Annotated in this window: 14 protein-coding genes; 9 read left to right on the forward strand and 5 right to left on the reverse strand. The window is 45.6% G+C overall.

Annotated features, from left to right (window positions below):
* Window position 1: 1 nt before the first annotated feature.
* From R7E42_RS05170 to R7E42_RS05195, 6 genes are all read left to right on the forward strand, one after another.
* Window positions 2–1,645 carry an efflux transporter outer membrane subunit gene (locus tag R7E42_RS05170; protein ID WP_318072397.1) on the forward strand — a complete coding sequence of 548 codons (1,644 nt, stop codon included), beginning with the start codon at window positions 2–4 and terminating at the stop codon, window positions 1,643–1,645.
* Window positions 1,645–1,848, forward strand: coding sequence for a DUF1656 domain-containing protein (locus R7E42_RS05175; RefSeq protein ID WP_005374946.1), 204 nt, complete (start codon window positions 1,645–1,647; stop codon window positions 1,846–1,848). Before R7E42_RS05170 ends, R7E42_RS05175 begins: the two co-directional genes overlap by 1 nt.
* Window positions 1,849–1,860: 12 nt before the next feature.
* Window positions 1,861–2,751: an HlyD family secretion protein gene (locus R7E42_RS05180; protein WP_151515290.1), complete on the forward strand. Its 891-nt coding sequence runs from the start codon at window positions 1,861–1,863 to the stop codon at window positions 2,749–2,751.
* Window positions 2,752–2,767: 16 nt separating this feature from the next.
* Entirely contained in the window at window positions 2,768–3,454 is a 687-nt protein-coding gene (locus R7E42_RS05185) for a potassium channel family protein (RefSeq protein WP_198556848.1), read from the forward strand.
* On the forward strand, window positions 3,447–4,595 hold the full coding sequence (locus tag R7E42_RS05190; protein ID WP_005386936.1) for an AI-2E family transporter: 1,149 nt from the start codon (window positions 3,447–3,449) through the stop codon (window positions 4,593–4,595). Before R7E42_RS05185 ends, R7E42_RS05190 begins: the two co-directional genes overlap by 8 nt.
* 216 nt (window positions 4,596–4,811) lie before the next feature.
* Entirely contained in the window at window positions 4,812–5,483 is a 672-nt protein-coding gene (locus tag R7E42_RS05195) for a DUF2057 domain-containing protein (RefSeq protein ID WP_213867900.1), read from the forward strand.
* A 59-nt stretch (window positions 5,484–5,542) separates the two neighbouring features.
* Here the strand turns inward: R7E42_RS05195 and R7E42_RS05200 are convergent, their stop codons facing one another.
* The gene (locus R7E42_RS05200) at window positions 5,543–5,989 is read right to left on the reverse strand and encodes an RDD family protein (protein WP_025768614.1); all 447 of its coding nucleotides are present in this window, start codon (window positions 5,987–5,989) and stop codon (window positions 5,543–5,545) included.
* A gap of 180 nt (window positions 5,990–6,169) precedes the next feature.
* Entirely contained in the window at window positions 6,170–6,934 is a 765-nt protein-coding gene (locus tag R7E42_RS05205) for a ferredoxin--NADP reductase (protein WP_062730902.1), read from the reverse strand.
* 210 nt (window positions 6,935–7,144) lie between these two features.
* Here R7E42_RS05205 and R7E42_RS05210 point away from each other — a divergent pair, with 210 nt between their 5' ends.
* Entirely contained in the window at window positions 7,145–7,597 is a 453-nt protein-coding gene (locus R7E42_RS05210) for an acyl-CoA thioesterase (RefSeq protein ID WP_005374933.1), read from the forward strand.
* A 1,385-nt stretch (window positions 7,598–8,982) separates the two neighbouring features.
* Here R7E42_RS05210 and R7E42_RS05215 read toward each other — a convergent pair.
* Window positions 8,983–9,201 carry a VF530 family DNA-binding protein gene (locus tag R7E42_RS05215; RefSeq protein WP_025613103.1) on the reverse strand — a complete coding sequence of 73 codons (219 nt, stop codon included), beginning with the start codon at window positions 9,199–9,201 and terminating at the stop codon, window positions 8,983–8,985.
* Between the two features lie 132 nt (window positions 9,202–9,333).
* On the opposite strand from R7E42_RS05215, the gene R7E42_RS05220 reads away from it, so the two are divergent.
* Window positions 9,334–10,257, forward strand: coding sequence for a LysR family transcriptional regulator (locus R7E42_RS05220; RefSeq protein WP_015313624.1), 924 nt, complete (start codon window positions 9,334–9,336; stop codon window positions 10,255–10,257).
* Here the strand turns inward: R7E42_RS05220 and R7E42_RS05225 are convergent.
* Window positions 10,254–10,544 (reverse strand): putative quinol monooxygenase, encoded by a 291-nt coding sequence (locus R7E42_RS05225; protein WP_005374925.1) that lies wholly within the window; start codon window positions 10,542–10,544, stop codon window positions 10,254–10,256. The genes R7E42_RS05220 and R7E42_RS05225 overlap by 4 nt on opposite strands.
* A gap of 69 nt (window positions 10,545–10,613) precedes the next feature.
* Window positions 10,614–11,267 (reverse strand): oxygen-insensitive NAD(P)H-dependent nitroreductase NfsB, encoded by a 654-nt coding sequence (locus R7E42_RS05230; RefSeq protein ID WP_005384588.1) that lies wholly within the window; start codon window positions 11,265–11,267, stop codon window positions 10,614–10,616.
* Window positions 11,268–11,434: 167 nt separating this feature from the next.
* Between R7E42_RS05230 and R7E42_RS05235 the strand changes: the two genes are divergently transcribed.
* Entirely contained in the window at window positions 11,435–12,898 is a 1,464-nt protein-coding gene (locus R7E42_RS05235; RefSeq protein ID WP_318072398.1) for a helix-turn-helix transcriptional regulator, read from the forward strand.
* Window positions 12,899–12,962: the final 64 nt, after the last annotated feature.

Below are 12,962 nucleotides of genomic sequence, written 5' to 3' on the forward strand. Positions count from 1 at the left end.
TATGATGCTTCCAAAACTAACCAAACCAAGCCTCGCCATACTTTCTTTGCTCGGACTCAGTGCGTGTACCACGGTAGGACCAGATTATGTTCATCCAAAGCAGGCGCCACTGCCAAGTGACTGGTCGGTGCAAAAAGCAGCCAAAGATACGCAGCAATCAGAGCAACAGCTACAACAATGGTGGCAGCAATTTAATGACTCGACTCTTAATCAGCTGGTTGAGTTGGCGAGCAAACAAAACCTCGATTTAGAAGCCGCAGGGCTACGAATTGTACAAGCACGTTCATTGCTTGGTATTTCGACTGGCTTGCAATACCCACAAGTTCAAACCGTGTCAGGAAACCTAGCGCGTGCCTACGTAAATGATCAGGGCGTGAATAACGCCACTTTGTCGTTTGATGCTGCTTGGGAAATGGATGTTTGGGGCAAGTATGCTCGCGGTATTGAGTCGGCAGAAGCGGGTTACTACGCATCCATCGCATCGTATCACGACATCATGGTTACCATAACCGCCGAAGTGGCACGCAATTACATCAACTATCGCACATTCCAAGAACGTATTTTGCTGTCTCGCCGCAATATCGAGATTCAAGAGCGTGTCGTACGTATTACTCAGGTGCAGTTCGACTCTGGCAACGTTACAGAATTGGACGTTCAACAAGCTAAAAACCAACTCTACACCACCAAAGCAGCGCTACCGAGCCTCGAAGTGGCAATGAAGCAATCACGTACTGTGTTGGCTTTGCTACTGGGTCTGTTACCAGAAGAAGTAGATGGACTGCTACAGTCGGATGGGATGCACAAGCAAATCGCTGAGTACGAAGCCCAGTTCAAATCAACGAGCAGAAAATCGGCGCTATCGGGCACCGACGAGCGCTCCATTGTGCCACGTCCACCGCTTTTGGATACGCAAGTGGATGCTAACTTAGTGATGCGACGTCCGGATTTGCAAGTCTCTGAGATGCAAGCTCGCGCGCAAAGTGCGCAGATTGGCGTGGCAGAAACCGCTCTGTACCCAAGCTTTTCGTTGTTCGGTTCCATCGGTATCGACAGTACGGTTCCCGATGGCAGCAGTTTCAGTTTTAGCGATTCGCTCACCATGGTGGTTGGCCCAACGTTCAGTTGGAACATTTTCCAATACGGACGCGTGAAAAATAACATTCGTTTCGAAGATGCTCGCTTCCAAGAAACGCTGACGAACTACAACAAAAAGGTACTGCAAGCCGTTAATGAAGTCACCAATGCAATCGAAGCATATGACCTGTATTTGCAGCAAAAAGATTTACGCTTGCAATCGGTCAACTCTTCCATTCGTGCGTTCAACATATCCATGACACAGTACGAAAACGGACAAATTTCATTCGAACGTCTGCTTAACTCGGTAGAAAAAATGACCCGCGCAGAAGACAGCTACGCAACGATCAAAGGTAATGTTGCGAACCAAGTTGTCGCGCTCTACAAAGCCCTCGGTGGAGGCTGGCAAACCCAAACAGGCAAACCTTTCATCAGTGAATCGATTGCCACGCAGATGACAGAGCGCACTGACTGGGGAAGTTATTTAAATGAAGAAAACCGCGTATTGCCGCCTTTGCGACTCGAAACTCCGGCTGAGACCAGTGATGAAAACAAAACGGAGGATTGGTAATGCCTCATGAACTCTCTTGGGGAGACGTTTACTTTTCTCCTACGCTACTCGTGCTCTTTCTCGCCGTCACGGCCACGTGGATAACGGTGATGATATTGAACAAGACACGTTTGTCTCGCTTCATCGCTTTTCCGTCTCTGACGTTTATTGCCATCATGGTCGGTTATGTGGTGGCCATCGACAGCTTTTATATTCAATTTTAGGTGCCAAACAAGATGAAAAAACTATTCGTAATCGCACTCAATCTTGTCATTCTTGGTGGCGCAGCTTGGCTCGGCTATCAAAAGTTTGAGGAATACTTTAATAACCCATGGACACGAGATGGGCAAGTGCGTGCTAACGTCATCAAAGTGGCTCCTCGCGTATCAGGCCCAATTGTAAATGTCGCGGTGCAAGATAACCAAGAAGTGAAAACAGGCGATTTACTGTTTGAAATCGACCCTGCGACTTACGAAGTTGCTTTGTCTCAAGCCGATGTGGCACTAGAACGCGCCATTGTTAGCTCTCGCGGTAAAAAAATCGAATACGACCGCCTTAAAGATATTCGCGCGAAAGACCGCGGCGCGGTTTCTCACAAGGATCTGATTCGTCGTGAAATCGCTTACGAAGAATCGCTACTGCAAATCAAATCTGCAGAAGAGCAATTAAAGTCAGCGCGCCTTAACCTCAGCTTTACCAAAGTTTATGCGACCGTCGATGGTTTTGTATCTAACCTCGATATTAGAAACGGTACGCAAGCGGTCGCAAACCAACCACTGCTCGCACTGATCGACAAAAACAGCTTTTGGGTATTTGGTTTCTTCCGTGAAAACCAACTTGCGCAAATCGAACCTGGCAGCCAAGCGCGTGTCACTTTGATGTCTCACCCAGACACGCCAATTGACGCGACGGTTGACTCGATTGGTTGGGGTATTGCGCCCAAAGACGGCACGGTCGGCTACAACCTTCTTCCAAACGTAAACCCTGTTTTTCAGTGGATTCGCTTAGCACAACGTATTCCGGTGCGAATCTCCCTACAAGAACTTCCTGAAGATGTTGATCTTCGATTCGGGCTTTCTGCGTCCATCATGGTGATGAAAGAGTCATCCGCAGACAGTGAACAATAACTAAGTGAGAAGAGCCATGGTCATTGGTAAAAACCTCAAAAACATTAATGAAGAAAACAACTTCTTCTATCTAACCTTAGCGCTAGTGATTTTGTTGCTAGGGAGTGCGATGGCACAAGTAGTAGGTGAAGGGACGATTGAACACATACTTCAGGCTTTCACGGTTCTGACGTTTATCGTCTGTTTTGCGAGCCTTCGCTTTGACAAAACCTGGTCTCGTTTCCTCTACAGCCTGTTTGGTGTTTGGGTTCTTGTGATTGTGATCAAGACAGTTTTCGACATCAGAGAGATGAATGTGGTGATGCTTGCCCTCACCTTTGCGTTCTTTTTCGGCACTTTTAAATCCATCGCAAGACAGATTCTTTTCACCGGCCATGTCAACAGCAACAAAGTCATTGGCTCGGTAGCGCTTTTCTTGCTGCTTGGTCTGATGTGGGCGATTGCCTACCTCGTTCTGCTTGAGTTTTCGCCTGAAGCCTTTACCGGTATGGAAGCGATTTCTTGGGGGCAGAACTTCTCCAATGCAGCGTATTTCAGTTTCGTTACCTTAACCACGCTCGGTTATGGCGACATTAGTCCTCTAACACCACTGGCTCAAGTCGTGGTGTATTTAGAGGCCATCACAGGTGTTTTTTATATGGCGATTGTTGTTTCAAGTCTCGTCAGTTCTAACATTGATCATCAGGTAAACAAAAATGGATAAACAATCGGTAAAAATCGACAGTAAGCTTTTCATCAGTAATATGGTGGAATCGGCAATACGCATTGGCTTGATCTTTGTCTTGCTGATGTTTACGTACGACATCATCAAACCCTTCATCCTTCCGGTTATTTGGGGCGCTATTATAGCCGTCGCTTTAATGCCGCTTACCCAAAAATTGCAGCGTGTATATGGTGGTCGTAGAGGCTTGGCAGCCACAACCATTGCTTTACTTGGTATTGCCCTCCTTGTCACGCCACTTGTTATGGTATCAGGCTCCATTGTGGATGGTGCAACGCACGCGCTTGAAGTACTACAAAATGGACAAGTGAAAATACCAGGGCCAAAACCTTCCGTAGCGGATTGGCCTATCGTGGGTGATAAGCTCTACGAAGTGTGGACCCTATTCGCTACTAATCTTGAACAAGCTATTCAAACCTTTATGCCACAAATAAAGGCAGGACTCACATCTTTACTGGGTACACTGGGGGGCGTATTGGGAAGTTTACTGCTTTCAATCTTGTCACTTGCGATTGCAGCAGGTTTCATGACGTACTCTGAATCTGCAGCATCAGGCTTAAGAACCATCGCGATTCGAACCGCTGGTGAAAACGCAAAAAGCTGGACCACGCTTATCGCTGCGACAATTAAAAGCGTACTGCTTGGCGTAGTCGGTGTAGCGGCGATTCAAGCACTGTTGATCGGTGCTGGTTTCTTCGTATTTGGCGTTCCGGCAGCAGGTTTACTCACACTGCTTCTAATGATTTTATGTATCGCTCAGCTCCCGGCGTTGCTCGCAGTGCTACCTGTGATTGGCTTCATGTACATGACCCAAGACACCTCAACAGCAACCATGTTTACTGTTTGGGTCGTAGTTGCGGCTCTTTCTGAAAACCTGTTCAAACCAATGTTAATGGGACGTGGCGTCGACGTGCCAATGCCTGTGATTCTGCTCGGTGCCATCGGTGGTATGCTTTTCTACGGCATCGTTGGTCTGTTCTTAGGTGCCGTTATCCTAGCAATTTGGTATGAGTTATTTGTTTGGTGGTTGAGCATTGAGAAAGCACAACAGCAAGAAGAAATGGCAGAACAACAAGACGCTTCTGATGACCAATCAGAACCTGGACATGGTGCTGGCATTTAATAAATCAATAAGTTAGAAAGAAATTTAATCTATAAGTTATGATATCAAACCGCTGAATTTCAGCGGTTTGATTCTATTTGGATCACAGTTTCGTCGTAATAAATGCGATAAAAATGACGTTCTTGTTAAATTTTCATACTTATTACACTTGGGAGTTGCAATCGGGCAATGAACGATGCACTCTCGATGACCACTAATTTGCTTAGGATAAAAACAATGAAATTGATCAAGCCTTTAACTTGTGCGCTTGCTCTCGCAATGAGTGGCATGGCATTCGCAGATGTAACCGTGAGTGTTCCTGACAACGTTTCAGTATTAGCGGCTAACGGTGAAAAAGCAGAACTTTCGGGTGGTTTTTTCGCCTCTGAGAGAACACTGACGTTACCTGATGGCCTTAACCAAGTCGTATTTCGTTTCGCCCCTTACTTCAACCAAGGTAATGACCGTTTAAGTGTTGAAAGCGATGTTATCGTTACACGATTTGACGCGACCAATACCGAACTCACTCTACAAATGCCAGAATACCGCAACCTACGTGATGCGGAAGAGAAGATCAAAGACTTAGATTGGAAACTGGTTGATGATTCTGGCAACGCAATCGCGGTTGACCAGGACAAGTTGCTCAAACCGGGTATGCAAATCGGTCGTGATTACGTACGTGAAATCGAAGATTATAACCAAGCTGGCGGTGCAGCAGCCGTGGCTTTTGCTGGCGCAGCGACCATGCAGCCAGTCACGCTTCCTGCAAAGGTTCCTGCGGATATGAAGCAAGTGAGAGCTACTGCGGTTAAAGCGGATTCGACAGCTGAAGAGATGCTGCACTTCTGGTACCAAAAAGCAGACGCAGAAACCAAAGCTCGCTTTAAGAAATATGTTAATCAACAGTAAATCTGGTTAACTTTATCGATATTAAAAAAGCCACTTCACGTGGCTTTTTTGATCAAAAATTAGGAAACTTGGACAACTTTAGTATTGGCGATCAAGTCATGCAACAAACGTCGCTCCGGATGAAAGAACAACAATGCCAAATTTACCAACGGGATCCCCGGAATGAGCATCTCCAGTAAGTAGCTAATAACAAGCCTTAACCCTGCTGTAACTTTCGTTGCCTTACTATCATTTTTCATTACAACTTTAATACCAATCATGCGCATACCAATGGTTTGCCCATGACTCAATGCATTCCAGTTGATCATTAAAACCGTTGGTAAAGAAAGCAAGTAAAACGCCTGAGTTTCACGAACAAGCGTGAGGTTATCTGCTAAAGAGAGCTGAAAGTCGTTAAGAAAAGAGTTAATACTCAATGCAATTATTAACACGACCACCATCGTAAAGAGCAGGTCGATAAAACCAGCAATGATTCTCTGTTGCTTGCTCGCGATAAAAGCATACATGGACTTCAGTCACCTCAATGTAATTGGTTAAGCGAGAATGACTGAGTGTACAGACGCGCAATGGTGAGCGCAGTTTAGGTATTGCCAACATAATATTCAACTAAGAACATACTAAATCGCGGTCGTATCTCAAAAGTAATCATTACATCTTGAGCATAACCGTATCAATTTAACAAAACGCTACCAGTAACGTTCGTAAATGATATTTCCCCCGGTTTGATGGCGATACTTTTCCAAGCCTAGCTCTTGTAAGACGGGCACGGTATCTTTGATCATTTGTGGATTCCCACACATCATGACAAAGCTACGCTGAGCTGAGAATGGCGCATCAGCGGCGTTGGACAGTAAACCCGATTCGATGAGTTCAGGAATTCGGCCTTGTAATTTACCATCAACCACCTCCCTGCTGACTATCGGTATATACTTTAATCTGCCTTCATATCGTTGCTGAAGCTGTTCAATTAGGTATTTATAAACCAGATCTTTTTCGAAACGAACGGCATGAACCAGCACAATGCGCTCATTGTGAGGCGGTAAGTTTATATCATCCAGCAGCGATAAAAACGGTCCAATCCCCGTACCTGTAGATAGCAGCCACAGGTCATGAGCCTGTTTAGGAATAGAATCATGGGTTAAATCGCCATGTGCAGTGGCACCGACATAAATGCTATCACCAGATTTAAGCTTTTGGAGCCGTGGAGAAAGTTGTCCTTGAGGGTCGGCTACTATTAGAAATTCCAACCAATCGAATTGCTCGCTTGGCGCATTAACCACGGAGTAAGCACGGCTGATCGGCTTACCTTCATCATCAAGCAAAGCAAGCTTGGTGAATTGGCCAGCTTTAAATGAAAGAGGCGCGCCAGATATTCTCAAACTGAACAGCTCACCTGTCCAATCAATGCGTTTCTCAACTCTTGCGAGGTTGAAACCTTTGAGTTCAATCATGAGACACCTCCTATCTGGTTACTCTTAGTTAAACTTACGCCTTCAAATCGATTATGTAAAGTTTCTAGTTTACATAATCAAACCACTATTTCATTTCACATTTTAAAAACAATTTTATTACATATTAAATGATTACATCTAGAATAAATGCTCAAAGTGATAAGTCGCGTCGCAATTTGTGGCAAAGCAGATGAAAAAGGAGCAATAAAAATGGACACACTGTTAAAGGACTTTCCCGTTATCACAGAGATAAAAGTCGCATGGGGTGAAATGGATGCTCTGCAACACGTTAATAACGTGGTCTATTTTCGCTACTTCGAGACCGCACGTTTAGATTACTTCAACAAAATTAACCTGCTGGTCGACCTGCAGACCTCGCAAATTGGACCAGTACTGAGCGAGACTCAATGCCGCTACAAATTGCCTGTTACTTACCCAGACACGCTATTAGTCGGTTCTCGCGTAATCGACATGCAAGAAGATCGCATCACGATGGAGTACCAAGTGCTGAGTAAGAAGTGGGGTAAAATTGCGACCATCGCGACCGCCACTGGTGTGATGTTTGATTTTAAGAACAACGTTAAAGCTGCGATTCCAGATCACGTTCGCCAGTCGATTTTAGACTTGGAAGGAACCGTGGGTAGTACGCATCATTTGGAGTAGCAAGAAACGAGAGATTAAAGGCGAGGTTCCCGACAGCGCTTCTTCATCGCTATCGGGAATGATGCTGAGGTACCATTCCAGCCCGCGTGATAAGAAAACTAGCGTCATTCTAGCGAGCCATAGCGAGAGTAAGAATCTACTTACCGCTTGCTGCAGACCATAAAGCCATGAATAAACTCAATACAATCTGAGAGTAGATTCTGAATCACGCTCGTTCCTCGCTGTTCAGAATGACGGTTCGAGTTTGGCTCTGAGCTCTACAAAACCATCTAAAAAAGCGATTCCAGACAAGCCTAAGTGACCATCCGAAATCTCGCTTGAGACGCATCAGCAGCGCGACTCTTCCAGCCTACGCGATAAGAAAAGCTACGTCATTCTAGCGAGCCAAAGTGAGACTAAGAATCTACTTGCCGCTTGCTACAGACCATAGAGCCATGAATAAACTTAATACAATCTGAGGGTAGATTCTGAATCACGCTCGTTCCTCGCGGTTCAGAATGACGGTTCGAGTTTGGCTCTGATCTCTACAAAACCATCTAAAAAAGCGATTCCAGACGAGCCTATTTGACCATCCGGAATCTCGCTTTAGACGCATCAGTAGAGCGACTCTTCCAGCCTACGCGATAAGAAAAGCTGCGTCATTCTAGCGAGACTAAGAATCTACTTGCCGCTTGCTGCAGACCATAGAACCATGAATAAACTCAATACAATCTGAGGGTAAATTCTGAATCACGCTCGTTCCTCTCGGTTCAAAATAACAGTTCGAGTTTGGCTCTGACCTCTACAAAACCATCTAAAAAAGCGATTCTAGACAAGCCTAAGTGACCATCCGGAATTTCGCTTTAGACGTATCAGCAGAGCGACTCTTCCAGCCGACGCGATAAGAAAAGCTGCGTCATTCTAGCGAGCCATAGCGAGACTAAGAATCTACTTACCGCTTGCTGCAGACCATAAAGCCATAAATAAACTCAATACAATCTGAAGGTAGATTCTGATTCACGCTCGTTCCTCGCGGTTCAGAATGACGGTTCGAGTTTGACTCTGACCTCTACAAAACCATCTAAAAAAGCGATTCCAGACAAGCCTATGTGACCATCCGGAATCTCGCTTTAGACGTATCAGTAGAGCGACTCTTCCAGCCTACGCGATAAGAAAAACTTCGTCATTCTAGCGAGCCATAGCGAGACTAAGAATCTACTTACCGCTTCTGCAGGCCATAGAGCTATGAATAAACTCAATACAATCTGAGGGTAGATTCTGAATCACGCTTCAAACATAACAGCAGAGCGACTCTTCTAGCCTACGCGATAAGAAAAGTGGCGTCATTCTAGCGAGCCAAAGCGAGACTAAGATCTACTTGCCGCTTGCTGCAGACCATAGAGCGGTTAGCAGAATGTCTCAATATACAGCGCTTCGACTTTGTCTCTTGCCCATTGCGTTTTACGCAGAAACTTCAGAGAAGATTTGATCGACGGATCTTTCTTAAAACAGTTCACACGAACGCGCTCATACATGCCATTCCAACCAAAGTGTTCAACTAGTCGGGTGACGATTTTCTCTAAACTCAACCCGTGAAGTGGGTTATTCGGCTGATGTTGGCTCATGCTATTGATCCGGTAAAGTGAAGTTGCGCGCTAATCTAACTCAAACTCGCCGTGCAACCTAATGTTTTAACCTTGAATTGGCCTACGACTCTCCCCTATAGTAGCCCAAACTTCATAAAAGCCCTTTTCACGATGAAAGCCCTCAACGACCTCAATATTTTTGTCGAAACAGCGCGCCAAGGCAGCTTTTCAAAAGCCGCTAACAGCATGGACATGACACCAGCCGCCATTAGCGCATCGATTAAGCGTCTTGAAGGGCAAATCGGTTTCCCGTTGTTTGTGCGTTCCACCCGAAGCCTGCGTTTAACCTCAGAGGGCGAACTGTTTTTAGACAAAACCACGCAAGCGTTGGCAACATTGCAAGAGGGGTTGGATCAGATCTCAAGTGCGCGCGGGGAGTTGTCTGGTCAGCTGCACATTACTGCACCCTCCGATTTTGGTCGCAATATGTTGCTCGATTGGGTGGATGAGTTCATCGATCTCTACCCAAATGTTTCCATCAAACTTGAGCTGTCCGATAGCTTGACGGATATGTACACAAAGCCTGTCGATATTGCGATTCGCTACGGCGAGCCGGCCGACTCCAATCTGGTGGTATTGGCATTATGTGGGTCAAACGAACGGATATTATGTGCATCGCCAGAGTACGTAGCTACACATCCAGAACTCACCTCTCCTGCCGATTTAATGCAACACAACTGCTTGTGCTATATGGTCGCAGATTCGGTCTACAACAAATGGACGCTCACGCGTGACGGCGAGAAAGAACAAATCGTGGTCAGCGGTAACTTGATGAGCAACGATAGTGACTTGCCACACCGGTTAGCGATAAAAGGCAAAGGCATTGCGAATAAATCATTGATGGACATTAGCCGAGACTTAATCGAGGGAAGATTGGTGCGAGTGTTACCAGAGTGGGATTGCGGCCCAGTGCCGCTCTACATGGTATGTGCCGATCGTCGATTATTGACGCCAACGATTCGGACTTTCCGCGACTTTATCCAACAAAAATGCTGCCAGCAACGCGCCAACGTGCTGGCAACCTTCTGTCATTAGGCGATAAATCGAAGAGGACGAATCTGGGTATATTCAACCCAATCATTCTCTTCCAATGTTTCAAGAAACGTCGCCATATGCGGGCTTTGCAAATGCTTATCCAAGGCCTCTTGCGATGCCCAGATTTCTTGGAACATAAATAGGCCATCAACTTTTTCGTCGAGATACAACTCGTATTGGCAACAGCCTTCTTCTTTACGAGTTGGCTCTAGTAAACCAGCAAGCAAATTCACCACCTGATCCTTACTATCTGGATAGGCTTTCACTTCTGCGACTAAGTGGATCATCGTTTTATCACTCTTTTGCGATTTATATATTGATTACGGGGTTCTACGTCACCTGTAAGTAAGCTCGAATTAGATCTCGGTGAATACGGTTTCTGCGTCCCAGCGAGACTTTGGCGTTTTCGCGTTGAAGTCATCTTCCGCGTGGTAGCCAAGCGGCACGATCACAACACTGGTATAACCTTTTTCACGCAAGCCAAATTCTTCATCCAGCACTTTTGGATCAAACCCTTCAATTGGTACTGCATCGATTTCTAACGTCGAAGCACCCAACAGCAACGTACCCACGTTGAGGTAAACTTGTTTCTCCATCCAATGGTTTGCATCTTTCAGATCAAAACGGTGCATGTTCACAAAGTAGCTACGACCACCGCGTACAGCCGCTTTCGCTTCTTCAGTTGGGAATCGACCATCTTTTTCTTCTTGCACCATTAGCGCTTCAATGTAGTCGTTATCAATGCCTGTTTTCGCACAAAACACCAATACGTGAGAAGCGTTGAGAATCTTCGCCGCGTTAAATGCGTAGTTCTCTTGCGCCGCTTTAGCGATGCGCTGTTTGCCTTCTTCTGTGCTTGCCAGAATGAAATGCCAAGGTTGAGAGTTCACACTCGATGGACTAAAACGAATCAGCTCTTTAACTGCATCGATTTTTTCTTGAGATAGCTTGCGCGTTGGGTCAAACACTTTCGTTGAGTATCGAGATTTTGCAGCTTGTACGATATCCATGAGGTTCTCCAATTAATGAATTTAAGCTGTGTAACAGCATAACCTCATGAGATAAAGGGAAAAACCGATTTCGATTAAAAACATTTTCAAAATAAATTTGAAAATAAAACGATAAGAAAGGCTTTGAGCGTTCTCACTGAACTTCTTCATCTTTTCAGCAATAATGCATGTTTGCTCGCAACCAAACTCAACTCATGCTGCCTCAAGATAACATTATTACATCCTTTCTGTGCAAAAAGCTCGGTCACAATCACCTTCGAATTGCTGGCGAATATTGGCACATTGAGAAGTTGGTGGCCTTGCAATGTATGATGTTGAAAGAAGCGCCTAACCTCCAAGAAGGGCTGCTTTGGTGGAGTAAAAGTGTCTCATTATTCGACCGCCGTTTGTACGTCACATTTCAACATGGTGATGCCCAAATCCATCTGCAAGTCGAATGCAGAACGGCCGATATGCCAAATTGGGCGGAGTCGGTGTTTGGCTTGCTCAAAATGCAATTGGAAATGCTTGAGCTAAGCGAATCAATACAGGTACAAGTTCAAGCCAGCAATCCACTCGCGGCCGATATTTTTCTAGGGGAAACGCGAGATTCTAAAACGAGTTCAAGCGTGTTTGACCTGGTGAAACATGTTTATTTGCTGCTTTCTCACCAACCAATTGAACAGCCAGAATTGCTGAGTGTTTTGAACGCCTTGTTCATCAAAAACAGTAATTACGCGCTCAAGTTAGAGCAAGCGGCAAGGCAACTGGGCGTCTCCAAACGCACCTTGCAACGTCGACTGCAAGAGAAGCAAATGAGCTACTCTCAATGCGTTGATTTCGCTAAAAGAAAGCAAGCACTCACTTTGCTTGCCGACACCCAACTCACAACGCAGCAAATCGCCTATCAACTTGGTTATGAAGAGCCTTCCAACTTCCACCGAACCTTTCGCCGTTGGTATCCATTTTCGCCAATGCAATATCGCCAGCAGTGCTTAGATAACCGCACTCATCTCAACAACCAACCCATCCGCTTGTACTACGCCAAAGCGAATACTTTAGCCGATAACGACATTGACCAACCCGTCGGTAAAATCTGGATGGAAGTGGATAATATTGCGTTTGAAAAAGTGGTCTCCGTTGAATGTCGAGACCGTGATGGCACGTGGCGTCGCTACCCAGCCTTCTTCGAGCGTTTTTTGAATAATGGCACCGAACTATGGGCGACAACAGAGCTTCCTGTCGCACATCCACTGACCTTTCGCCTGTGTTATGAAGTCGATGGTGAGCGCTACATTGATAACAACCACCAGCGTGATTACGTGGTCTCCAAGGGGCTTTTAATTGGCGCAACGGAATACATTGTCCCGACAAAACAACTTATCCAACTCGGTACACAGTACACCTTGTTTGTGGAACTCGCATGTAGATTAAAAGACGTGGCGAAGATCGATTGCTACGTGGGTGATGTGCCAGCTCCGCACACAATGAGCCAAACTCAGAATGCAGAAGATTACACATGCTGGGCGCTACAACTTCCCCTCACCCAAACGGCTAAACAGTGTCGATTTCGACTCTATGATCATTCTGGTAATGAGTTAGCCAAAGACCATTACCCGATACAATATCCTATTGTGCAACCGCTCAATTAAAACTGTCGGTCAGATCAAAACCATCACTTCGTGACATCATTTCACGTCTTTTTTGGCGTGAGAT

The organism is Vibrio sp. Vb1337, assembly GCF_033338715.1.
Taxonomy (GTDB): Bacteria; Pseudomonadota; Gammaproteobacteria; order Enterobacterales; family Vibrionaceae; genus Vibrio; species Vibrio alginolyticus.